Source organism: Amycolatopsis sp. VC5-11 (genome assembly GCF_037034185.1).
Taxonomy (GTDB): domain Bacteria; phylum Actinomycetota; class Actinomycetes; order Mycobacteriales; family Pseudonocardiaceae; genus Amycolatopsis; species Amycolatopsis nivea.
Window position 1 is genome coordinate 25,795 of the sequence record NZ_JBAGKF010000026.1, and the last position, 22,262, is coordinate 48,056.

22 protein-coding genes are annotated in these 22,262 nt (G+C 69.9%); 8 read left to right on the forward strand and 14 right to left on the reverse strand.

Features of this window, described 5'->3' with window-relative positions:
- Window position 1: 1 nt before the first annotated feature.
- Genes modA through WA670_RS41535 form a run of 3 tightly spaced genes read right to left on the reverse strand, consistent with a single transcriptional unit; the run spans window position 2 to window position 1,692 of the window.
- A complete protein-coding gene (gene modA / locus WA670_RS41525) occupies window positions 2-799 on the reverse strand; it encodes a molybdate ABC transporter substrate-binding protein (protein ID WP_336161616.1) in 798 nt (265 codons plus the stop codon).
- A complete protein-coding gene (locus tag WA670_RS41530) occupies window positions 796-1,200 on the reverse strand; it encodes a TOBE domain-containing protein (RefSeq protein WP_009083933.1) in 405 nt (134 codons plus the stop codon). The genes modA and WA670_RS41530 overlap by 4 nt, the downstream gene beginning before the upstream one ends.
- Window positions 1,201-1,233: 33 nt before the next feature.
- The gene (locus WA670_RS41535; protein ID WP_238604064.1) at window positions 1,234-1,692 is read right to left on the reverse strand and encodes a MarR family transcriptional regulator; all 459 of its coding nucleotides are present in this window, start codon (window positions 1,690-1,692) and stop codon (window positions 1,234-1,236) included.
- An 86-nt stretch (window positions 1,693-1,778) separates the two neighbouring features.
- Between WA670_RS41535 and moaA the strand changes: the two genes are divergently transcribed.
- The 3 genes from moaA (at window position 1,779) to WA670_RS41550 (ending at window position 4,416) form a co-directional block, all read left to right on the forward strand.
- Window positions 1,779-2,843 (forward strand): GTP 3',8-cyclase MoaA, encoded by a 1,065-nt coding sequence (moaA, locus tag WA670_RS41540; RefSeq protein ID WP_043827302.1) that lies wholly within the window; start codon window positions 1,779-1,781, stop codon window positions 2,841-2,843.
- Window positions 2,844-2,847: 4 nt separating this feature from the next.
- Entirely contained in the window at window positions 2,848-3,129 is a 282-nt protein-coding gene (locus tag WA670_RS41545; RefSeq protein ID WP_043827301.1) for a MoaD/ThiS family protein, read from the forward strand.
- A 663-nt stretch (window positions 3,130-3,792) separates the two neighbouring features.
- Window positions 3,793-4,416 (forward strand): LysM peptidoglycan-binding domain-containing protein, encoded by a 624-nt coding sequence (locus WA670_RS41550; RefSeq protein WP_037807815.1) that lies wholly within the window; start codon window positions 3,793-3,795, stop codon window positions 4,414-4,416.
- A gap of 161 nt (window positions 4,417-4,577) precedes the next feature.
- Here the strand turns inward: WA670_RS41550 and WA670_RS41555 are convergent, their stop codons facing one another.
- From WA670_RS41555 to WA670_RS41570, 4 genes are all read right to left on the reverse strand, one after another.
- Complete coding sequence (locus WA670_RS41555) at window positions 4,578-5,501, reverse strand: molybdenum cofactor biosynthesis protein MoaE (protein WP_336161617.1); 924 nt, start codon at window positions 5,499-5,501, stop codon at window positions 4,578-4,580.
- Complete coding sequence (gene moaC, locus WA670_RS41560; RefSeq protein ID WP_037807821.1) at window positions 5,498-5,968, reverse strand: cyclic pyranopterin monophosphate synthase MoaC; 471 nt, start codon at window positions 5,966-5,968, stop codon at window positions 5,498-5,500. The genes WA670_RS41555 and moaC overlap by 4 nt, the downstream gene beginning before the upstream one ends.
- A gap of 10 nt (window positions 5,969-5,978) precedes the next feature.
- Window positions 5,979-7,373: an NAD-dependent malic enzyme gene (locus WA670_RS41565; RefSeq protein WP_037807825.1), complete on the reverse strand. Its 1,395-nt coding sequence runs from the start codon at window positions 7,371-7,373 to the stop codon at window positions 5,979-5,981.
- Window positions 7,374-7,520: 147 nt separating this feature from the next.
- Window positions 7,521-7,700, reverse strand: coding sequence for a hypothetical protein (locus tag WA670_RS41570; protein ID WP_037807827.1), 180 nt, complete (start codon window positions 7,698-7,700; stop codon window positions 7,521-7,523).
- A gap of 92 nt (window positions 7,701-7,792) precedes the next feature.
- Between WA670_RS41570 and WA670_RS41575 the strand changes: the two genes are divergently transcribed.
- Complete coding sequence (locus WA670_RS41575; RefSeq protein ID WP_336161621.1) at window positions 7,793-10,033, forward strand: helicase-associated domain-containing protein; 2,241 nt, start codon at window positions 7,793-7,795, stop codon at window positions 10,031-10,033.
- Between the two features lie 498 nt (window positions 10,034-10,531).
- Here the strand turns inward: WA670_RS41575 and WA670_RS41580 are convergent, their stop codons facing one another.
- The 6 genes from WA670_RS41580 to WA670_RS41605 form a co-directional block, all read right to left on the reverse strand.
- Window positions 10,532-11,563 carry a DUF742 domain-containing protein gene (locus WA670_RS41580; protein ID WP_336161623.1) on the reverse strand — a complete coding sequence of 344 codons (1,032 nt, stop codon included), beginning with the start codon at window positions 11,561-11,563 and terminating at the stop codon, window positions 10,532-10,534.
- Window positions 11,564-11,566: 3 nt separating this feature from the next.
- On the reverse strand, window positions 11,567-11,998 hold the full coding sequence (locus tag WA670_RS41585) for a roadblock/LC7 domain-containing protein (RefSeq protein WP_336161625.1): 432 nt from the start codon (window positions 11,996-11,998) through the stop codon (window positions 11,567-11,569).
- 453 nt (window positions 11,999-12,451) lie between these two features.
- On the reverse strand, window positions 12,452-13,057 hold the full coding sequence (locus WA670_RS41590; RefSeq protein ID WP_037807836.1) for a GTP-binding protein: 606 nt from the start codon (window positions 13,055-13,057) through the stop codon (window positions 12,452-12,454).
- Window positions 13,038-13,814 (reverse strand): DUF742 domain-containing protein, encoded by a 777-nt coding sequence (locus WA670_RS41595; RefSeq protein WP_037807839.1) that lies wholly within the window; start codon window positions 13,812-13,814, stop codon window positions 13,038-13,040. Before WA670_RS41595 ends, WA670_RS41590 begins: the two co-directional genes overlap by 20 nt.
- A 27-nt stretch (window positions 13,815-13,841) precedes the next feature.
- Entirely contained in the window at window positions 13,842-14,318 is a 477-nt protein-coding gene (locus WA670_RS41600) for a roadblock/LC7 domain-containing protein (protein WP_369871052.1), read from the reverse strand.
- Window positions 14,315-17,395, reverse strand: coding sequence for a sensor histidine kinase (locus WA670_RS41605; protein WP_336161628.1), 3,081 nt, complete (start codon window positions 17,393-17,395; stop codon window positions 14,315-14,317). The genes WA670_RS41600 and WA670_RS41605 overlap by 4 nt, the downstream gene beginning before the upstream one ends.
- Before the next feature lie 701 nt (window positions 17,396-18,096).
- Between WA670_RS41605 and WA670_RS41610 the strand changes: the two genes are divergently transcribed.
- The 4 genes from WA670_RS41610 to WA670_RS41625 are packed head-to-tail and all read left to right on the forward strand — an operon-like array spanning window position 18,097 to window position 21,515.
- On the forward strand, window positions 18,097-19,059 hold the full coding sequence (locus WA670_RS41610) for an ABC transporter substrate-binding protein (RefSeq protein ID WP_037809278.1): 963 nt from the start codon (window positions 18,097-18,099) through the stop codon (window positions 19,057-19,059).
- Window position 19,060: 1 nt separating this feature from the next.
- Window positions 19,061-19,828, forward strand: a complete 768-nt coding sequence (locus WA670_RS41615) for an ABC transporter permease (RefSeq protein ID WP_037807847.1) — start codon at window positions 19,061-19,063, stop codon at window positions 19,826-19,828.
- Window positions 19,825-20,649, forward strand: coding sequence for an ABC transporter permease subunit (locus WA670_RS41620; protein WP_037807848.1), 825 nt, complete (start codon window positions 19,825-19,827; stop codon window positions 20,647-20,649). Before WA670_RS41615 ends, WA670_RS41620 begins: the two co-directional genes overlap by 4 nt.
- A 14-nt stretch (window positions 20,650-20,663) precedes the next feature.
- Complete coding sequence (locus WA670_RS41625) at window positions 20,664-21,515, forward strand: ABC transporter ATP-binding protein (RefSeq protein ID WP_037807849.1); 852 nt, start codon at window positions 20,664-20,666, stop codon at window positions 21,513-21,515.
- Here WA670_RS41625 and WA670_RS41630 read toward each other — a convergent pair whose 3' ends face one another.
- A complete protein-coding gene (locus WA670_RS41630) occupies window positions 21,516-22,232 on the reverse strand; it encodes a hypothetical protein (RefSeq protein WP_336161630.1) in 717 nt (238 codons plus the stop codon).
- Window positions 22,233-22,262: the final 30 nt, after the last annotated feature.

Sequence of the window (22,262 nt, forward strand, 5' to 3'; positions counted from 1 at the left end):
CTTACTTGCCAGGGCCAAAGCCGATCTTGGCCAGTTCGGCCTTGCCCTGCTCCCCGAGGACGAAGTCGGTGAACTGCTTCGCCAGCGCCGCCTGCGGAGCGTTCTTGACGGCCGCGATCGGGTACTGGTTCACCGCGCCCGAGGACTCCGGGAAGTCGACCTTGTCCACTTTGCCCGCCGCCGAGGTCGCGTCGGTGACGTACACCAGCCCGGCGTCGGCGTCGCCCGACTGGACCTTGGCCAGCACCTGCTTGACGTTCGTCTCCTCGCTCACCGGCTTGAGCGTGGTCTTGGTGGCCTGTTCGACCTTCTGCGTGGCCGAACCGCACGGCACCTGCTGCGCGCACACGACCACGTTCAGGCCCGGCTTGGTCAGGTCGGCGAAGGTCTTGATGCCCTTCGGGTTGCCCTTGGCCACGGCGATCGCGAGCTTGTTGGTGGCGAAGACCGTCGGCTGGCCGTCGATCACGCCGTCCTGCACGGCCTTGTCCATGTTCTTCTGGTCGGCCGAGGCGAACACGTCGGCCTTGGCCCCGTTGTCCAGCTTCTGCACGAGCGCGGACGAACCCTCGTAGTCGAAGACGACCTTGACGCCCGGGTGCGCGGCCTCGAACTGCTTGCCGAGCACGTTGAAGGATTCGGTGAGCGAGGCCGCGGCGAACACCGTCAGCGTGCCGCCTCCCGGAGCGGGCGCGGACGCGGAGCCCGCACCCGGGTTCGAGCTGGGCTGGTCGCCGGAGCTGCAGGCACTGGCGAACAACGCGATCGCCGCCGCGGCGACGAGGGCGAGCTTCTTCATCGGGATCCTTCCGGGGTTTCCACCACGACGGTGGTCGCCTTGACCACGGCGACCGCGAGCACGCCCGGGCGCAGCCCGAGTTCGCGGACCGCCTCGGTGCTCATCAGTGACACCACTCGGTGCGCCCCGCATTGCAGTTCGACCTGCGCCATCACCTTGTCGGCGACGACCTCGGTGACGAGTCCGACGAAGCGGTTGCGGGCGGAGCGGCCGACCGCCGACGGGTCGTCCGGTTCGCTGGCTTGGGCCCGGGCGAACCCGGCGAGCTGAGCGCCGTCGACGACCTTGCGGCCGGCGGCGTCGTCCGTCGCGGTCAACTGACCCGCCCGAACCCACCGGCGGACGGTGTCGTCGCTTACGCCGAGCAGCCGAGCGGCCTCGGACAACCGAAATTGCGGCATGGCCGGAACATTATCCCCGCAGATGCGGAAAAGCTATGCGGGATGCGCATTTTCGCGTAACGCTTCGAGCATTGCGAACTGATAACGCCCGAGGACTTTCCGTTCTGCGGAAGTGAACTCCGCGAGCACCCCGGCAAGACGCCGCGCGACCCGCGCGGAGATCGCGTCGAGGCGTTCGCGGCCCGCCTCGGTGATCGTCACGAGCACCTTCCGGCGGTCGGTCCGGTCGCGTTCGCGGAGCACCAGACCGGACTTCTCCAGCCGGTCGAGCACGCCGGTCACCGCACCCGTCGACAGGCCGGTGAGCTGCCCGATTCGGCCCGGGGTAAGGGAATCGGCGGTCTGCCCGGCGAGTTCGAGAGCCTGCAGTTCGGTCGCCGAGAGGCCCTCGAGGGCGGCGTCGCGGGCGTGCCGGAGGACGACGTGCGTGCGCAGCTGAGCCGCCAGCGCGGCGAAGTGAGTCAGCTCACTATTCGTCTCAGCGGTGCTCACCGAGTGCCTCCACATCGGAACCGAGGGTGGTTTTCCAGCTTTTCGCAAGCCTGCCTTTTCAGGCCGCGCAAGCTATCCTGAGCGTAATGACAGCAGTACATCTCGGGTTTCCTCGCGTCCCCGGCAACCGAGGCCCGTCCGGCACGCCCCGGCCCGAGCACCCCGGTCTCGTCGATTCCTTCGGCCGCGTGGCGACCGACCTGCGGGTCTCCCTCACCGACCGGTGCAATCTGCGCTGCACGTACTGCATGCCGGCCGAGGGCCTCGACTGGATGCCGAGCGAGCAGGTGCTCTCCGACGACGAACTGGTCCGGCTCATGCGGATCGCGGTCGAGATGCTCGGCGTCACCGACATCCGGCTGACCGGCGGCGAACCGCTGCTGCGCCCGGGACTGGAAGGCATCATCGAGCGGATCACCGCGCTCGAGCCCCGTCCCCGGGTGTCCATGACCACCAACGGGATCGGGCTGGCCAAACGCGCCCCCGGCCTCGTCGCGGCCGGGCTCGACCGGATCAACGTGTCGCTGGACACCATCGACCGCGAGCGCTTCGCCGAACTGACCCGCCGCGACCGGCTGCCGCACGTGCTGGCCGGCCTCGCCGCCGCCCGCGACGCCGGGCTGTCGCCGGTCAAGATCAACTCCGTGCTGATGCGCGGGTACAACGAGCACGAGGCGGTCCCGCTGCTGCGGTTCGCCCTCGAAGAGGGCTACCACCTGCGGTTCATCGAGCAGATGCCGCTGGACGCGCAGCACGGCTGGAACCGCCGAGACATGATCACCGCCGAGGAGATCCTCGCGATGCTCGGCGAGGCCTTCACCCTGTCCCCGTTCCCGGCCCCGCGCGGCGGCGCGCCCGCCGAGCGCTGGCTGGTCGACGGCGGACCGGGCGACGTGGGCGTGATCGCGTCCGTGACCAGGCCGTTCTGCTCCGCCTGCGAGCGCACCCGGCTGACCGCCGACGGCGCCGTCCGCTCCTGCCTCTTCTCGAACGACGAGACCGACCTGCGCGCCCTCGTGCGCGCGGGCGCGCGCGATGAGGAGGTGGCGGACGCGTGGCGCGACACGATGTGGCGCAAGCTCGCGGGCCACGAGATCAACGAGGCCGGCTTCGCGCAGCCGATCCGGCCGATGAGCGCGATCGGCGGTTGAGCCCATGACCTCTCCCACGGCGCCTTCTTCCCCGGTGACGGTCGTCGTCCGGTACTTCGCCTCGGCGCGGGCCGCGGCGGGCACCGAGGAGGAAAAGGTGGAGCTGGCGGCGGGCGCGACGGTGGCGGACGCCGTCCAGGCGCTGCGCGAGCTGCACCCCGGGCAACTTTCCCGCGTTCTCGACGCGGCGAGCTTCCTGGTCAACGAGGTGGCGGTCCGCGATCGCGGCCGCGCGCTCGGTGACGGCTCCTACCTGGACGTCCTCCCGCCGTTCGCCGGCGGATGACCGACCGGAAAGGCCCCGTTCACGCGGCTGAGCGCCGCGTGCACGGCCGGAGCGGCGGTTTCCGGCCGATTGGTCCGGACCACGGCGAATGGCGGCACTGGCGCACTGAGCGGTCGGCACGCTTTATCCCTACTCTCCGAAGCGTTTCGCTCACGGCGTATTTCCGCAGCTCAAAGAACCACTCGGCGGGCAGTGGCCGACCGTTGACGAGTGGTTTAGAGTGCCCTCCCTTATCTGCCGCGAATGGCCCCTTGACGCGTTATCGACGTGACCCAAGCCTCACGATCCGTGAAATATCTCGGCAAGAAAACGGGCAGATAACGACGCTCTGAACAGCGGAAACAGGCGGATCGAGACAGGTTGCGTGCCGTTACTGTGACGTAGGTCACACCCCGAATGATTTCCGATCACGCCGCGAATTACGTACCGTCGCTTTTCGGTTGGCCCCGACCGACCAAGCAACACCGGGAATCCGTAGCGCCCAGCTCTGTCCAACGGATCCCCGGACCCATACCCCGAGCGAAAGCATTTCCGGACAGAGACGAGGGGACGAAGACGGCGCGTCGTGCGACGTCCGCGTCAGCCGCCCGGCAACGGACGGACGGGCTCCCAACCCGACCCGCAGCATCGAGCTCGTAGGCGCAGGAATCGAGAAGTTTTCAGATGTCTTACCGAGGCAAGCACCGCAAGATGTCCGCCGCCACCCGCACCATTGCCCGTGTCGCAGTCGCGGGTATCGCGGTCGGCGCCCCCCTCGCGATCGCCGCGACCCCCGCGTCGGCGACCAACTGGGACGCCATCGCGCAGTGCGAGAGCGGCGGCAACTGGAGCACCAACACCGGAAACGGCTACTACGGTGGCCTCCAGTTCACCCAGAGCACCTGGAAGGCCTACGGCGGCACCGGCAGCCCGCAGGGCGCGTCGCGTGAGCAGCAGATCGCCGTCGCCGAGCGCGTCATGCAGGGCCAGGGCCCCGGCGCGTGGCCGGTGTGCAGCAAGAAGGCCGGCAGCTCGGCCTCCGCGCACAAGGCGACCCCGAAGAAGAGCACCGCCAAGAAGGCGACCCCGAAGAGCGTTGCCCCGAAGAAGGTCACCCAGCCGGTGGCCGCGCTGGTGGCGAACTCCAACCCGAACGGCGACTACACCGTCAAGGCTGGCGACACGCTCTCGAAGATCGCCAAGGAGCACAACATCCAGGGCGGCTACCAGAAGCTGCAGGACCTGAACAAGCAGTACGTGTCGAACGCGAACTTCATCGTGGTCGGCCAGAAGCTCGCCACCAAGTGAACCCTGGCCTCCTCGTGAGGCTGGTTCCGGCGCAGCATCTGCTGTGACAGAACGCCCGAAGGGCCCCACCGCGTCAATCCCCTGGCGGTGGGGCCCTTCGTCGTGTCCGGGCTCGTGAGTGGCGACGCCGGTGAGAACCGGCATCGCCGCGCACGAGGTGGTCAGGGAGAGTTGACCCATTCGTCGGTGCCGTCGGTGAAGTGCTGGTGCTTCCACACCGGAAGCCGCGCCTTGACCTCATCGACCAGCTCCGCGCACGCCGTGAACGCCTGACCGCGGTGCTCGGCGGCGACCGCGCAGGCAAGCGCGACGTCGCCGATCGCCAACGCCCCGACCCGATGGCTCACCGCCACCGCCCGCACGCCCTTCCAGCGCGCTGCCAGGTCGTTGACCACCTCGACGAGGACGTCACGGGCCGTCGGGTGGCCTTCGTAGGTCAGATCGCGCACGCCCTTGCCGCCGTCGTGGTCGCGGACCACGCCGGAGAACGTGACCACGGCGCCCGCCGCGTCGTCCTCCACCAGTTGCGCGTGTTCCTCGACCGACAGCGGCTGGTCGCTCACGTCCGCGCGCAGAATCCGGACCGCCGGACCGGACGGCGCCGCCTCGCGCGGGTGGTCGCCACCGGCGAGCTGGTCCACCGCGTGGTCGAGAATGTCCGTCAGGACCCGCAGACCGTCCTTCACGCCGCCGCTCGACCCCGGAAGGTTCACCACGAGGGTCCGGCCCGCGACTCCGGCCACGCCGCGCGAGAGCACCGCGGTGGGCACCTTCGGCAGCCCGGCCGCGCGGATCGCGTCCGCGACGCCGGGCAGTTCGTAATCCAGCGCCGCGCGGGTGACGTCCGGGGTCCGGTCGGTCGGCGAGATGCCGGTGCCGCCGGTCGTGAGGATCACCTGGACGCCGTCGGACACCGCGGCCCGCAGCGCGCCGCCCACCGGGTCGCCGTCCTCGACGACGACCGGCGGCGGCACGTCGTAGCCCCGCTCGGCCAGCCAGGCGACGAGCACCGGGCCGGTCTTGTCCTCGTAGACGCCTCGCGCGGCGCGGTTCGACGCGACGATGACGCGCGCGGTCTTGGTCATGGCCGCTCCCAGGTCCCGGTCTTGCCGCCGTCCTTGCGGATCAGCCGCACGTTGTCGAGCGTCGCGGCCGGGTCGACAGCCTTGATCATGTCGTGCAGGGTCAGCCCGGCGACCGCGACGGCGGTGAGCGCCTCCATCTCGACCCCGGTGACGTCCTTGGTCTTGGCCGTCGCGCTGATGTGCACGGCGGTCTCGGCCAGTTCGAACTCCACCTTGACCCCGGACAGCGCGATCTGATGGCACAACGGGATCAGCTCGGGCACCCGCTTGGCGCCCATGATCCCGGCGATCCGCGCGGTCGCCAGCGCGTCGCCCTTGGGAAGGCCGTTGGCCGAAAGCAGGCCGACGACCTCCGCCGTGGTGTGGACGGTCCCGCCGGCCAGCGCGGTGCGCGCGGACGCGGTCTTGCCGGAAACGTCGACCATCCGGGCGGCCCCGGACTCGTCGACGTGGCTGAGTTCACTCACGCCCGCGAGGCTACTGCCCGCGTTCCGCCCGCACCGCGTTGCGCACCGCTTCCGCGACCGCGGGAGCCACCGCGCTGTCGAACACGCTCGGCACGATGAACGACGCGTTGAGCTTGCCGTTGTCCACCACGTCGGCGATCGCGTCGGAGGCGGCCAGCAGCATGTTGTCGTCGATGTTGTGCGCGGCGGCGTCGAGCAGGCCGCGGAAGACGCCAGGGAACGCCAGGACGTTGTTGATCTGGTTCGGGAAGTCGCTGCGGCCGGTGGCGACGACCGCGGCGTGCTTCTGCGCCTCCAGCGGGTCGATCTCCGGGTCCGGGTTGGCCAGCGCGAAGACGACGGCGTCGTCGTTCATCGTGGCGACCTGCTCCGCGCCGAAGAGGTTCGGGGCCGAGACGCCGATGAAGACATCCGCGCCGACCAGCGCGTCGTGCAGGGTGCCGGACTTGCCGTCCTTGTTGGTGTGCTCGGCGATCCAGGTCAGGTTGTCGTCGAGGTTGCCGCGGTCGGGATAGACGATGCCGTCGATGTCGGCGGCCACGATGTCGCCCGGGTTCTTGCGCAGCAGCAGGCGGATGATCGCCGAGCCTGCCGCGCCGACGCCGCTGACCACGATCTTGCAGTCCTCGATGTTCTTCCCGACCACGCGCAGCGCGTTGCGCAGCGCGGCGACCACGACGATCGCGGTGCCGTGCTGGTCGTCGTGGAAGACCGGGATGTCCAGCTGCTCGCGCAGCCGCTTCTCGATCTCGAAGCAGCGCGGCGCGGCGATGTCCTCGAGGTTGATGCCCGCGTACACCGGCGCGAGCGCCTTCGCGATCATGATGATCTCTTCGGTGTCCTGGGTGTCCAGGCAGACCGGCCACGCGTCGACGCCGGCGAACTTCTTGAACAGCGCCGCCTTGCCCTCCATCACCGGCAGCGCGGCGGCCGGGCCGATGTTGCCGAGGCCGAGCACGGCGGAACCGTCGGTGAGCACCGCGACGGTGTTGCGCTTGATGGTCAGCCGGCGCGCGTCCTCGGGGTTCGCGGCGATCGCCTGGCACACGCGGGCGACGCCCGGGGTGTAGGCGCGGGAGAGGTCGTCACGGTTGCGGAGCGCGACCTTGGGGCTGACCTCGATCTTGCCGCCGAGGTGGATCAGGAACGTCCGGTCCGAGACCTTGCGCACCTGGACGCCGGGCAGCGAGTCGAGCGCCTGCGTGATGTCCTGCGCGTGGTTTTCCGAGAGCGCGTTGGCGCTGATGTCGACGACGATCGAGTCCGCGTGCGATTCGACGACGTCGAACGCCGTCAGCACGCCGCCGACGCGGCCGACCGCGGTGGTGAGATCACCCGCGGCCGTTGACGAGGCCGGGGCCTCGACCCGGACGGTGATCGAATACCCGGGACCGGGAACCGGCATGACACGTACTCCCCGCAGGTGGTGTGGGTTCGGACGGCTCGAATCTAGTCCGGTGACCCGCGCCACCACACCCCAACCGGGTGACTGACCAGTAACTTCAGGTTCGGGGGCGCCACCAGCGCGGCGCTCCCGAACGCGGTCCGCAGGTCAGCGGTTGATCTCGGTCTCCGGGTGCACGTACGGCACCTGCTCGAGCGGGAAGGCCAGGTCGCCGAACGGCGAAAGCGCTCCCTGCCGGTCCGAGGACAGCTCGGTGACCGGGTGCTCGCCCGGCTCGCCCGGCCACGTCGGGTCGATGCCCTTGCTCTGCTTGTCGCCCTTCGCCACTGCTTCCTCCGAGGCCCTCGTCCGGCAAACTCGCACACAGTCTGCCCGAACACCGGTCGTGCGCGCGCACCCGCCCGGTATCCTGGGTGTCTATGCCCGCGACCTCTCTGGCGGACTGGCTGCGTGCGGAGTCCGACGACGCACTCGCCGAACTGCTGCGCACGCGTCGCGATCTGTCCACCCCTCCTCCGTCCGACACCACCGTGCTCGCCACCCGCGCGGGCACCCCGGGGTCGGTCGCCCGCGCCTGCGAAGACCTCGACACGTTCACCCTCGCGGTGATCGACGCGCTGTTGGTCGCCGGTGCCGACGTCGAGCCGGCGCAGGTGTCCGCGGTCACGGCGCTCGTCGGCCGCGATGTGAGCGAACCGCTCGCCCGGCTGCGCGCCCGGGCGCTCGTCTGGGGCGCCGACGAGGAGTTGCGAGTGCCGCCCGCGGCCCGCGACGCTCTCGGTCCGTTCCCGGCCGGGCTCGGCGCACCGTCGCCCGCGCTGGCCGCCACCGACATCGACGCGCGGCTCGCGGAGGTCGGCGACGACGAGCGGGCCGTGCTCACCGCGCTGGCCGCCGGGCCGCCGATCGGCCGCACCCGCGACGCGAGCTTCGACGTCGGACTGTCCGACGCGGCCACGCCGGTGCAGAAGCTCCTCGCGCGCGGCCTGCTGCTGCGCCGGGACGACCAGACCGTCGAACTGCCCCGCGAACTCGGCCTGCTGCTGCGCGGCGGGCACGCGTTCGAACCGGACACGCTCGTCGAGCCGGAGCTGCCCGTCCATCCACATCGGACGGACACAGTGGACGAAACCGCGGCTGGCGAAGCGATGGAGTTGTTGCGGCAGACCGAGTCTCTGCTTCGGATGTGGTCGGATTCGCCGCCGCCGGTGCTCAAGGCGGGCGGGCTCGGCGTACGGGAACTGAAGAAGATCGCGAAGGATCTCGAAGTCGACGAGACCCGCGCGACGTTGCTCGTGGAGCTGGTCGTCGGCGCGGGACTTGTTGCGGACAGCGAAAACACCGCCCCCGAATACGTGCCCACCATGCTCACCGACAGCTGGCTCGCGTCGCCTTCGGTACAGCGGTGGATGACGCTCGCGCAGGCGTGGCTAGAACTTCCCCGATTGCCCGGGCTCGCCGGTGGCCGCGACGCGAAGGACAAGCCGATCGCACCGCTGTCCGAAGAGCTGCGACGGCCGCTCGCACCGGTTTCGCGGCACCGCGTGCTTACCGCGCTGGCTGAGCTGAATCCGGGCGCAGGTGTGAAAAGTGTCGACGAGCTAGTCGCGGTGCTGGCTTGGCGCGCACCTCGGCGAGGTGGCCGGCTGCGCGACGAAACCGTCCGCTGGACCATGGCCGAAGCGACCGCACTGGGCCTGGTTGGTCTCGGTGCCCTCACCACCGCTACCCGGCTGCTGCTGGAGGACGACCGCTCCGGCGCGGTCGAGGCGATGCACGACGCGCTGCCCGCACCAGTCGACCACATCTTGGTGCAGGCCGACCTGACGGTTGTCGCGCCAGGCCCGCTGGAACCGGAACTGGCGGCGGACATGGCCGCGGTCGCGGACGTCGAATCCGCTGGCCACGCAACGGTTTACCGCGTCACCGAGCCGTCGGTGCGGCGCGCGCTCGACACCGGACGGACCGCCGACGAACTGCACGCGATGTTCCGCAACAAGTCGGCGACCCCGGTGCCGCAAGGCCTCACATACCTGATCGACGACGTCGCCCGCCGCCACGGCCGCTTGCGCGGCGGCACCGCAGGGTCGTTCCTACGCTGCGACGACGAGGCGCTGCTCGCCGAAGTCCTCGCGAATCCGGTGGCCGCGGAGTACGACCTGCGACTGATCGCGCCGACGGTGCTGATCAGCTCCGCCCCGCTGGCCGAGGTACTGGAAGCCTTGCGCGGCGCGGGTTTCGCCCCCGCGGCGGAGGGCCCGGACGGTCGGGTGGTCGACCTGCGCCCCACCGGACGCCGCCTGCCCGCCCGCGCCCGCGCGGCCCGTGCCCGGCCGGGCGAACAAGCGGTGCTGACCGACGAACAGGCGACGCGGATCGTGTCGAATCTCCGCGCAGGAGACCAAGCTTCGGCCCGCCGCCGCGGTTCGACGGTGCGCGCACCTGGCGGCGGCGGTGCGGACACGACGGCGACGCTCGACCTGCTGTCCCGCGCGACGCTCGAACAACGCGAGGTGTGGATCGGCTTCGTCGACTCCCGCGGCACGGCGAGCCAGCGCGTAGTGCGCCCGCTGCGGGTCGGCGGCGGGGTGCTGGAGGGTGCGAACCATGAGCGGTATCCGTTGCACCGCATCACTTCCGCTGCCCTGGTCGAGGACTGAGATCGCACGACCGAAAGGTACGTGAGGGTTCCCCTCACGTACATCTCCATCTCGCGCACCCGTCAGCGCCGCACCCGCGGCGATGGCATTGGGTGCGTTGCGAGCCAGCGGGTTCCGTTGAGCGCGGTGGTAGGGGCATGGCCGGAGCAGCCAAAGCGGCGTTCGGTGCATCCCACGCACCCAATGTGGCGTTCGGTGCATCCCACGCACCCAATGCCACATTGGGGCGGTTTCGGCCGGGGCAGTCCGGACGCGAGCGAGCAGGGCAAGGCGGGCTTGGCAAGGCAGGGTCGGGCAAGGCGGACAAGGCAAGGCAAGGCAAAGCGGGGCCGGGCAAGGCAGGGCAAGGCGGGGCCGGGTCAGGCGGGCCAAGGCAAGGCGGGGCAGGGTCAGGGGGGGGCGGGTGAGGCGGAGCGGAGACAGCGCGGCGTTGGCGCGCCAGCACAGCACGAGCGCGCCACCACAGCATGAGCGGAGACAATGGCGCCGTGAGCGCGGTCAGAGGTTGCGCAGCCCCTGCAGCACCCGCTCCATGAACTCCCTCGACGAACGGTCGCCCAGCACCAGGTCGGTCTGGTGCAGCATGACCAGCCCGATGTCCGCCATGTCCCCTACCAGGACCTTCACCACGCCGAGCGGCAGGTGCAGGTGCGCGGCGATCTCCGCGACCGACCGGGTGTCCAGGCACAGATCGCAGATCCGCCGGTGCTCGATCGAGCGCACTCCGCGGTAGCGGCGGCCCTCGTCGCTGGTGGAGACCAGGGCCTCCAGCGCCAGGTTGTGGTCTGAGTGCGTACGTCCGCGGGTCCGCGCGTACGGCCGCACCCGCGACTTCGTCGGCTGTACGGGCGGCTCGGGCTGCGCGGGCTCCTCTTCGGACCAGAACCGGTCCAATTCGGACACTCCGGAAGCCGGTCCGGGGTCGGAGTACCGCTCCTCCGCCGGGGGCTCTTCGGCCAGCGCGTGCCTGCTGCGGGTGGCCTGCTCGACGTGCTGGCGCTGGTACGCCGAACCTTCCGGGACCACGCGGTCGTCCGGGCCGGGCGAACCGGCGTACTCGTCGAACGAGTACGGGTCGTGCGCCGCGGGACGGCTCGGCGGGGGCGGCGGCGGTTCTTCCCAGCGCTGCTGCTGGGGCTCTTCCCACCGGTGGTTCGGCCGCGGCTCTTCCCAGTAACCGGATTCGCCGTCCTCGACCCATTCGTAGCCGTCGTCCCAGCTCTCCTCCTGCACCGGAGCCGACACCGGAGCCTGCACCGGAGCGGGCGGCGGGGCCACTGCCTGCTGAACCGGGCGCGGCGCGACCGGCGCGGGAGCCGGGCGAGGCGCGGGCTCCGGACGCCGGGCAGGTGGCTGGGCATGCCGCGAAGCAGGCGGCGGAGGCGTGGCCCGAGGCTGCCGATGCGGCAGCCGGAGGCTCAGCGAACTCATGTCGTACCGGCTCGGCGAGTCGAACGACTCCCGTTCCGTGCCTTTGTGGAGGGCGTCCCAGGCGCCCGTGTCCTGGTCTCCGAAACCCGAGATCTTCATCGGCTACCCCAGCACCCCGCCGCCCTGCAGCTGCGCGCGCAGTTCCGGCGTGATCTGCTCGCCGACCCGCTCGACCAGCAGGGTCATCTCGTACGCGACTGTCCCGATGTCACACGTCGGCGCGGCGAGCACGGCCAGACAGGACCCGTCCGAGACCGACATCAGGAACAGGTACCCGCGTTCCATCTCGACCACGGTCTGGTTCACGCCGCCCGCCTCGAAGCACCGCGCCGCGCCGTGGGTCAGGCTGATCAGCCCGGACGCCACCGCCGAGAGCTGCTCGGCGCGTTCCTGCGGCAAGCCCTCCGAAGGCGCGAGCATCAGTCCGTCCGCCGACACCAGCACCGCGTGCGCCGCACCCGGGACCCGGCGCACGAAATCCGAGATCAGCCAGCTGAACGTGCCCTGGTCCGCTGGCCGGTCGGAATCGGTCACTGCCCCTCCAAGCTCCTCGAACGCTGCCGGACGCCCGTTCGCCGCCCTCGGGCCATCCTCGCCCGGCCGCGGTGAAGTCGTCGTTCCAGCGTATTCACGCACCCGGTCGTGTCGAGCGTGTGCCCGGGCACGGTACGTGTCTGCCGGATGTAACGTCGCGCGAACGCATGCACAACCACGCATTCGCGGGTCACTCGGTGGTGGCGGCGGCCACCGTGCGCAGCGGGATGTCCGTGCAGGTCACCGCCGGTCCGACGCCCCGATCAGGGGCGGCCGGCCTCGGCCGCGAGCGGGACAGGACTACTCAGCTGCCCCGCTCGGAGGCACCACTCCCCGAAGCGGGTGAAGCCCGTGGAGTTCACTCCAACGGCCGCACCCGAGCCGGGGTGTAACGGGAATCTGGGAGTCGGCGCAAGCCTCCTTCGCAGACGGCGGCGGGGACCGCGAACGGGACTAGCCCGCCCGTAAAGCCGTGTCGTGCGCGATCGCGTGCTGCACGACCGAGATCAGCACCTGCTTCGCCGAATCCCGCTCGCGCGCGTCGCACGCCATGATCGGGACCGACGGCGAGATGGTGAGCGCGTGCCGCACGTCCTCGATCTGGTGGTGCAGCAGCCGGTCGAAGCAGTTGATCGCCACGACGTAGGGCAGCTTCCGGTTCTCGAAGAAGTCGATCGACGGGAACGCGTCCGCGAGCCTGCGCGTGTCCACCAGCACGACCGCGCCGATCGCGCCGACGGCGAGGTCGTCCCACATGAACCAGAACCGGTGCTGGCCCGGCGTGCCGAACACGTACAGCACCAGGTCGGAGTCGAGCGAGATCCGGCCGAAGTCCATGGCCACCGTGGTGGTCGACTTGTTCGGCGTGGCCGACACGTCGTCGTGGCCCACGCTGGCCTCGGTCATCATGGCCTCGGTGGTCAGCGGGTCGATCTCGGAGATCGCCCCGACCAGAGTCGTCTTGCCCGAACCGAACCCACCCGCGACCACGATCTTGGCCGACGAGGTCGGACCCGTCTGCGGTGTGTTCGCGTCGGAGTCAAATTCTCCGAAGCCCACTGAGCACCCTTTCCATGAACTCGATACTGGGGCGGTCGCCCGAATTCGTGCTGCTGCTCGTGTGCACGAGCACCAGGCCGAGGCCCGCCACGTCACCAATCAGCACCCGCACCACGCCGAGCGGAAGCCGCAGGAGCGCGGCCACCTCGGCGACCGACCGGGTGTCGAGGCACAGGTCGCAGATCGACCGGTGCTCCGGCACGCGGACGCGGTCAAGCACCCTGCCCTGTTCGCTCGTCGACACCAGCGCCTCGATCGCGAGGTCGTAGGTCGGCTTCGTGCGTCCGCGGGTGCGGAAGTAAGGCCGGACCAGCCCGGAGGTCTCCACCTCGGCGGGCTCGTCCACGTATTCGCCCGCCGCCTGCATCGGCAGCGCGGCGGCCAATCCGTTCGACGGGAAGCTCGAGGGTCCCGGCGACCCGTCGCGTTCGGCGCTGAACGCGGCGAACTCGGCCGAGTCGTACAGCGGTCCGCTCGCCCCGCCGAACAGCTCCGAACCGGGTCCGCCGAGCAGCCGCTCGCGGTACCCGGGCACCGCGGTGATGCCCGGCTGCTGCCCGGCGTTGGAATCGGTCAGCCAGTTCGGCGGTTCGCGCACCGGCTCGGAATCCGCGGCTTGGACGTCCCTCGAACGCCATTCGCGGTCGACCCGGTCCCGGAAGGACTTCCAGTCCTCCCGGCTCTGGTCCCGATCGCCCCAGCCCCCGGTGTGCTCGTCACCGAGCCGGCCGTCGCCGCGCAAGCGCCCGTCGTCCACGGTTTACTCCTGTAGTCCTAGGTCCGCCTAGCGACGGACCGCAGCGCCCTGCAGTTGTGCCCGCATCTCCGGTGTCAGCTGCTGGCCGACCCGTTCGACCAGCAGAGTCATCTCGTACACCACCAAGCCGATGTCGCTTTCCGGCGAACCCAGCACCGCGAGGCACGAGCCGTCGGACACCGACATCAGGAAGAGAAATCCGTTCGCCATCTCGACCACGGTCTGCGCGACCGGGCCGCCCTCGAACACCTTCGCCGCACCGCGCGCGAGGCTGGTCAGCCCCGAGGCGACGGCCGCCAGCTGGTCCGCCCGGTCCTTCGGCAGCCCGCGCGAAGACGCGAGCAGCAGACCGTCGGCCGAGACGACCACCGCGTGCGCCGCACCGGGCACCCGGTGGACGAAGTCCGTGATCAGCCACGCGAAGCTGCTCGCCGCGCTGCCGCCGGCCTGCCTGCCGTTCGGCTGCACCGAGCCGCCTCCCGGCTGCACTCCCGCCCGTGTCACTCTCGCTCCTCACTGCTGTCGCTCACATACCCGGCCCCGGTGACGCGAACCCCGTCGTCGTCGAGCCGGGCGTCCGGCGGCCGCTCCTTCAGTGCGTGCCTTCCGGACTTGTACCCACGCTGGAAGCTTGCCATCCGGCTGCGGGCAGCCGTCGCCGAGCGGGTGATCGCACCCGTTCCGGGCATTCCGGTGGTCGCGTCCGTGAACGAGTTCTGCTGCGCCGGTTCCGGCGCGTTGCCGATCGAGCCGGGGACCAGGTACGCGTTGGGCACGCGTTTGGGCAGCCCGGCGGGCGTGATCTCCTCGTTCTTGGATTCGAGCAGCGACTGCGCCGCCTGCCATCCCTCGTCGGAGACGCTGTGCCAGCTGTCGTCCTCCGGCTCGTCGGAACCGGGGTAGAGCGGCGTCGACTCGAGCGGTTCGCTCGCCTGCTGCCGCACCGGCTCGGCCGGAGTCTCGTCCCGCTCCCGCGGCTCGGCGGCGGGAGTCTCGGCGGCTTCCGGCTCCGGCTCCGACGCGGCGGACTGCGCCGTTCCGGTGCCGGGCTCGCTGTCCTCGCCCTCGCTGAACCAGCGCGACAGCACCGACTGGTAGATCGGCAGCCGCCGGGTCGGCACGTCGTCCTCGAGCGCGGCGGAACCGTCCGGCTCGGCGGGCGGCTGCTCCTTCGGCGCTTCCGGAGCGACGTACTTCGGCTCCCGCTTCGGCAGCACCAGCGGCGGGAATTCGGTCTGCGCCAGGCTCGCGCCCTCGCCGTACGACTCGCGAGTGAGCGGCGCGAGGTCTTCCGCGGTCGGCCACGCCGGGGCTTCCGAGGCGGGCGTCGCCGGGCTGAGGAACGGACCGGCCGCGCGGTTGCCCGCGACGAGGTCGTCGAGGCTGATCGGCTGGTCGAGCGGGACCAGTCCGCCGTTGTCGGACGCCGCACCGGAGCCGGTCGAGCCCATTGCCTCGGTCAGCTCGGCGGCCGCGGGCGGCGGCGAGAGCGGAAGCGGGTTCGACGGTTCCGGCTCGCGGTTCAGCGGCGGGAGGCTCGGGTGCGAGACCTCGTTGCGGTTCGGCGGCGGCGGGGTGTTCCGCATCGCCGGCGGAACCGTCCGGACCTGGGTGAGCAGCTCGACCGGGACCACGACGCGGGCGATCACGCCGCCCTCGATGTCCTCGTTCTCGCGCAGCCGCACCTCGATGCCGTGCCGCTGGGCCAGCCGCGCGACCACGTACAGACCCATCCGCCGAGTCACCGACACGTCCAGGTCCGGCGGGTCGGCGAGGCGCTCGTTGACCTCGGCGAGGCGCTCCTCGCTCATCCCGACGCCGTGGTCGGTGACCTGGATCGCCAGCGCCTTCTTGCGCGTGATGACCGCGCGGACGGTGATCTTGGTTTCCGGTTCGGAGAAGTAGGTCGCGTTGTCGAGCAGTTCCGCGAGCACGTGCACGAGGTCGTGGATCGCGAGGCCCTGCACCGCGACCTCGGGCACGATGCCGATCTCGATGCGGGCGTACTGCTCGATCTCCGAAACCGCCGCGCCGATCACGTCGGCCGCCGGCACCGGCTTGGGCACCGACTTCGCGAGGCCCGCGCCCGAAAGCACCAGCAGCGATTCGCCGTTCCGGCGCAACCGGGTCGCCAGGTGGTCGAGCTCGAACAGGCTCGCGAGATGGTCCGGGTCCTGCTCGTCGGCCTCGAGCCGGTCGATGACGCCGAGCTGGCGTTCCACCAGCCGCTGCGACCGCCGGGAGAGGTTCACGAAGATGCCGTTGACGTTCTCGCGCAGCAGTGCCTGTTCGGCGGCCATCTTGACCGCCTGCTCGTGGACCACGTCGAACGAGCGCGCCACTTCGCCGATCTCGTCGCGGGTGAGGACCGGAACCGGGTCGACCGCCTTCTTCGAGGCGTTGACCGGGTCCGGGTCGTCCAGGATCGCCTGCACGGTTTCCGGCAGCCGGGTGTAGGCGACGTCCAGCGCGGTCTTCCGCAGCACCCGCAGCGGGCGCAGCATCAGCCGGGCGATGACGAGCATCAGCATCAGCGCGGCGACCAGCGCGGCGAGGACGATGACCCCGCCGACCCACGCCGAACGCACCGCGTTGCTGGCCAGTTCGTCGGCCTGGGCGCGCAGCTGGGTCAGCAGGTTGACCTCGACCGCGCGCAGTTTGTCGGCGGCGACGGTGGAGTCCTGGCCGAGCTTGGTGCCGTCGAGGTTGAGCGGCTGGCTCTGCTGGGCGAAGGAGAACGCCTGTGTCTGCAAACGCCGACGCTCGTCGACCTCGGGTCCGGAGTAGGTGTCGTTGTAGAGCTGGACCTGGTCGCCGGTGGCGTTGGCGAGGAACGCGGTGATCGACGCGTCGCCGCTGGCCTCGGCGGCCCGGGTCTCGTCGATCAGGTTGCCGGGGAAGCCGTCGCGGAACGCGGCGATCTGCAGCGCGGAGTCGCCGCGGAGGATGAACTCCTTCGCCTCGCTGATCGACTGCGTGCTCGTGCCGAGGCGGAGCAGGTCGCGGTTGGTGGTCGCGGTGGAGACCTCGCGGCCGAGCTGGATCAGCGAGTCGAGCACCGAAGAGTAGGTGTCGAGGACCGCGCGGTCGGAGTAAGCCGAGGTGGTCATCGCCGCGCGCAGCGGGCGCAGCGCGTCGAGGCGCTGGAGGCCGTGCGCGTAGCGGTCGCTGGCCGCCTGGTCGTCGTTGTCGAGGTTGACCGCGGCGTTGCGCAGGTCGTCGACGTCGCGGTCGACCTTCGCCATCTGCGCGTCGAGGCCGGTCTGGCGCAGCGGGTCCGCCGACGAGATCCGGACCACCGCCAGCGCGCGCTCGCGCTGCAGGTCGTGCACGACCGCGGTGACCTTCTCGGCGAAGGCGACCTGGTTGGCGGTGTGGTTGAGGTCGACCGCCGACCGCACGTCGTCGACCACGCGCAGCACGCCGAGCACCAGCGCGGTGATCGTGGGGATGAGGAGAATGAGCGCGAGCTTCGACCGCAATCGCCAGTTGCCGAGCGCGAGCCAGGACCGCTGCTGCGCGGTCCCCGCGTTCTCCTGAGCGGAGGCCTCCCCTGCCCCCGCGGTGTCTTCGTTCGGCACCGCCGCACCACCGTCCGGGCCCGAGGGGCCCGTTGATTCCGAACCTGCCGTGCTCGTGGCCACTACGCGCACGCTCCCGGCAGGTAATCCGCCACCTGAGTGGTCTGGACCGCGTCCCGGACTGTTACACCCTTTCGAGTGAAAAGATCAACTTCGCGGTGCGGCTGCCCGTCGCCTCGGGCGCGGAATCGGTTCAGGTCTGACATGACGTTCGGTCCCCGCACGTGGTCGATCTCTTAGTCCGTTCGGCCGAGGCCACCCCCCACCGGCTCGTCGCCGGAGTACGCGGAGAGCCCTTTTCCCAAGTCCGGGCTCTCACTACATCGGTGGTCCACACCTCACATTGCCGGAGCAGAGGGTAGCGAACGCCTGGCCCATTTGTAACCCTCCAGAAGTTGCCCGGAGAGCACCCAGGCAGCGGATCAAGGCCCATCGGGCACCCACGGGTCGTTCACATACCCCGACATACCAGCGGATTCGATCACCTGATCGAGTGACCAGCACCACTTCTGAATCGTATATGAACACCCATTGTGAGTGATCGTCCTGGTTCTCTACAGTAGCCGCGTGACTCCGGACAATGAGCCACCTTCCCCCCGCGTCCATGCCAGACGCGGGCCCATGTGCTAGGAGCGACCTTGTTTGATGAAGCGGTGAGCAGCCGGCGCGACTACGGCAGGCGCGGGTTCCTGTCGCTCGCTATGGCGGGCGGCGTTGCCTTGACTGCCAGCGGATGCGGCCTGCTGGGCGGATCGGACGATTCGGGCAGCGCGAAGGGCGGCTCCGGGGTCGAAAAGGCCAAGATCAAGGTCTCGATCATGCCGACGATCGACGTGGTGCCTTTCCACCTCGCGGTCCAGAACGGCTACTTCAAGAACGAGGGACTCGAGGTCGAAGCCGTCGACGCCGCCAGCGGTGACGCGTCGCTGCAGAAGCTGCAGGCGGGCGAGGTCGACATCGCCTACGCGAGCTACACGCCGTTCTTCATCGCCAAGAGCAAGGGCGCCGCGGACATCAAGCTCGTCGCCGACGCCTCCTCGGCGGGCCCGAAGAGCACCGAAGTCGTGGCGATGCCGAACAGCAACATCAAGAACGTGCACGACCTGGCGGGCAAGCGGATCGGGATCACCGCCACCAACACGATTTGCGACACGCTGACCAAGTCGGTCATGCGCGACAACGGCGTGAGCTTCACCGACGTGAAGTGGGTTTCGCTGCGGTTCCCGGACATCGGCCCCGCGGTCAAGCGCGGCGACATCGACGCGGGCTTCCTGACCGAGCCGTTCATCACGCAGTCGGCGAAGGTCAACGGGACGGTCGAGGTCATCGACACCGCTTCCGGCGGCACCAAGGACTTCCCGACCGCGGGCTACGGCTCGCTCGGCAAGTTCACCGACGCGAACCCGAAGACGGTCGCCGCGTTCCAGCGCGCGATGCTGCGCGCCACCAAGGAATCGGCCGACCGTTCCAAGATCGAGCCGCTGATGATCCAGTTCTCGAAGGTGGACGAGGCGACCGCGAAGATCACGAACCTGCTGACCTTCCAGTCCACTTTGGACGCCCGGCGCATCCAGCGGGTGCCGGACCTGCTGCAGCAGTTCGGTTCCATCCAGTCGAAGATCGACGTGCAGTCGATGATCGTCCCGCAGGCGAACGCGTCCTGACGTGCGCCTCGTCCGGAACCTGACCGGCCTGCTCGGCTTCCTCCTGATCTGGGAGGCCGTCGTGCGGGCCGGTCTGATCGACCAGAACGACCTTCCCCCGCCGACCGTGGTGTTCGCCCGGATCGGCGAACTGTTCGGCGACGTCGAATTCGTCCGCGACGTGGTCGCCTCCGTGCTCGCGTGGCTGATCGCGCTGCTCATCTCGATCGCCATCGCGGTCCCGGCCGGCCTGCTGCTCGGCAGCGTCCGCTGGCTGCGCGACGCGACCAAGGCGATCGTCGAATTCCTGCGGCCGATTCCTTCCGTGGCACTGATTCCGCTGGTGCTGATCGTCGTCGGCGGCGGCCCGGAAGCGAAGATCACCCTCGCCGTGTACGCGGCGGTGTGGCCGATTCTCTTCAACACCATTTACGCGCTGGCCGAGATCGACCCGCTGCTGCTGGAAACCGCGCGCACGTACGGAACTCCGCGTTCGCGGGTGCTGACCTCGGTCGCACTGCCGCACGCCGCGCCGTTCGTGTTCACCGGGATCCGGTTGTCCGCGGCGATTTCGCTGATCCTGGTGATCAGCACGGAATTCCTGGCCGGGGCGAAACTCGGCATCGGGCAGTTCGTGCTCGAAGCCAGTTCCGGACCGGGCCGGATGGACCTGGTGCTCGCCGGGACCGTGGTCGCCGGGCTGCTCGGCTTCCTCGTGAACGAGGGCCTGGAACGGCTGGGCAACCGGCTGTTCCGCTGGAGCAACGCTGTCGAAGGAGCCGCCGCGTGAGTGTGGTCGAAAAACCCTCCACCGTCACGCGCCGGATGAGCCGCGGGCTCAGCGGGTTCGCCCGCAAGTGGCTGCTGTTCGCGATTCTGGTGGTGCTGTGGGAGATCGCGGCGCAGCTGAGCGAAAACGTGTTCTTCCCGCCGCCGTCGAAGATCGCCGCCGCGGCCGCGAAACTGTGGTTCTCCGGCCCGGCCTCGCACCTGTTCCTCGGCGAGCCGGTGTTCGACCACATCCTGCCGAGCCTCGGCAGGCTGCTCGGCGGCTGGCTGCTGGCGGTGGTGATCGGCGTCGTGCTCGGCACCGCGCTGGGCCGCTCGCGCACCGGGATGGATTACGTGGGACCGCTTTTCGCGTTCTTCCGCGCCATTCCGCCGCCCGCGCTCGTGCCGGTGTTCATCATCCTGTTCGGCATCGGGCCGGGCATGCAGACCGCGACGATCATCTTCAGCTCGCTGTGGCCGGTGCTGATGAACACAGTGGACGGGGTCCGCTCGGTCGACAAGGTCAAGGTCGAGACGGCTCGCGCGTTCCGGACGCCGAAGCGGTACTGGATCGGGCTGGTCGTGCTGCCCTCGGCGCTGCCGAAGATCTTCGCCGGGCTTCGGGTGTCGCTTTCGATCGCGCTGATCCTGATGGCGATCTCCGAACTGGTGGGGGCGCTCAACGGCATCGGCTACGCGCTGCTCGCCGCCCAGCGTTCGTACGACTTCGACCAGATGTGGGCGTGGATCGTGCTGCTGGGCATCCTCGGGTACGGGTTCAACGCCGCGCTGCTCGGCATCGAACGCCGGGTGCTCGGCTGGCAGCCCGGCCGGAACTAGGAAGGTTTCCCGTTATGTCGACCATGCTCGAGGTCTCCGGCCTCAGCCACCGCTACGGCAGCGGCGAGTCCGCGCACGTCGCGGTCAACGAACTGTCGTTCACGGTGGAGACCGGGCAGCTGGCGTGCATCGTCGGCCCGTCCGGCTGCGGCAAGTCCACCCTGCTGCGCGCGATCGCCGGCCTGATCCCGCCGAGCGCGGGCACGGTGAGCCTGCACGGCGACCGCGTCACCTCGGTGCCGGACGATCTCGCCGTGGTGTTCCAGGACTACAGCCGCTCCCTGTTCCCGTGGCTGTCGGTCGCGAAGAACGTGGAATTCCCGCTGCGCTGGAGCAAACTCGACAAGGCGACCCGGCGTGCCCGGGCCGCCGAAGCGCTCGAGGCGGTCGGACTTTCGGCCGCGGTGAACAAGTACCCGTGGCAGCTTTCGGGCGGCATGCAGCAGCGGGTGTCGATCGCCCGCGCGCTGGCGAGCCGTCCGGCGCTGCTGCTGATGGACGAGCCGTTCGCGTCGGTGGACGCGCAGACGCGGTTCGAGCTGGAAGACCTGCTGCGCCGGGTCCAGGTCGAACAGGGCACGACGGTGTTGCTGGTGACGCACGACATCGACGAGAGCGTGTACCTCGGCGACCGGGTGCTGGTGCTGTCGAAGTCGCCGGCGCGGATCGTGGCGGATCTCAAGGTGGACCTGCCCGCTCAGCGGGACCAGATCACGACGCGGGAATCGGCGGAATTCGTTTCGCTGCGCGGTGAAGTGGCCCGGCTGCTGCACGGTCCGGCCGTGCAGGCGGCGGCCGACCTGGCGGAGCAGGAGGCGGCGGAGGCCGCTGCTTCCGAGGCTGCCGTCGTTCCGGAGAAGAAGTAGTCACAGCTTCGGGAACCACACCGAGACGTCGGCAAGCGCGTCGAGGGTTCCGGGATCTACGTGTCCGGCAACGGTTTCCGTCTCGGCGACCACCATCGCCCGACCATCCACTCTGGACTGGAAGTGGTGGCCGGAGAACTTCACGCCGTCGAGGCCGAGCAGGGCAGCGCCAAGGGGTTTGACGTCCCCGCTGCCCTGCACCTCTTCGATCTTCTCGCAGCCCTCGGCGTCGCTCTTCTTCGGAAACCCCACGCGGGCAACGGAAATCACCGCGGCGTTGCCGTGACCGTCGCCGACGGCGAAGAGGTTGCGGTCCAATGAGGTGCAGCGGTGCTCCGCGAGGTAATCCCGGACGCGGTCGGTGGAGTTCAGCAGGCAGTCGATCTCGTGTTTCGCGGCCTGCTTGAGCTGTTTGAGCTTGAACCGGCTGAAGGTTTCGTCCTTGCGGCCGCGCTTCGCGGACTTCTTGCCCTCGGCTTTGCGCGTCTCGAGACTGCGGCCGGGCAGGGAATCCGCGACGTCCCCGGCGAGGTTTCCCGGCAGCGCCTCCGCGGCGGCCCCGGATCCCACGCTCGCGGAACCGCCGATCCCGGCCGCCGTGCCGCCTCCGACAGCGGCGACGACCGCCACTCCGGCCACGAACACCTTCGCCCCGCCGCCCTCGTTGATCGGGACTACTCGCCCGTCCTTGAGCGTGCGGAATTTCTGCTTCGCCACTCGCTGTCCCTCCCCTGGACACCAAGACCG

Bases quoted from the DNA above. Each gene is read 5' to 3' on its own strand.
- modA (WP_336161616.1), bottom strand. From the start codon at position 799: ATGAAGAAGCTCGCCCTCGTCGCCGCGGCGGCGATCGCGTTGTTCGCC.
- WA670_RS41530 (WP_009083933.1), bottom strand. From the start codon at position 1,200: ATGCCGCAATTTCGGTTGTCCGAGGCCGCTCGGCTGCTCGGCGTAAGC.
- moaA (WP_043827302.1), top strand. From the start codon at position 1,779: ATGACAGCAGTACATCTCGGGTTTCCTCGCGTCCCCGGCAACCGAGGC.
- WA670_RS41545 (WP_043827301.1), top strand. From the start codon at position 2,848: ATGACCTCTCCCACGGCGCCTTCTTCCCCGGTGACGGTCGTCGTCCGG.
- WA670_RS41550 (WP_037807815.1), top strand. From the start codon at position 3,793: ATGTCTTACCGAGGCAAGCACCGCAAGATGTCCGCCGCCACCCGCACC.
- WA670_RS41555 (WP_336161617.1), bottom strand. From the start codon at position 5,501: ATGACCAAGACCGCGCGCGTCATCGTCGCGTCGAACCGCGCCGCGCGA.
- WA670_RS41565 (WP_037807825.1), bottom strand. From the start codon at position 7,373: ATGCCGGTTCCCGGTCCCGGGTATTCGATCACCGTCCGGGTCGAGGCC.
- WA670_RS41575 (WP_336161621.1), top strand. From the start codon at position 7,793: ATGCCCGCGACCTCTCTGGCGGACTGGCTGCGTGCGGAGTCCGACGAC.
- WA670_RS41580 (WP_336161623.1), bottom strand. From the start codon at position 11,563: ATGAAGATCTCGGGTTTCGGAGACCAGGACACGGGCGCCTGGGACGCC.
- WA670_RS41610 (WP_037809278.1), top strand. From the start codon at position 18,097: ATGGCGGGCGGCGTTGCCTTGACTGCCAGCGGATGCGGCCTGCTGGGC.
- WA670_RS41625 (WP_037807849.1), top strand. From the start codon at position 20,664: ATGTCGACCATGCTCGAGGTCTCCGGCCTCAGCCACCGCTACGGCAGC.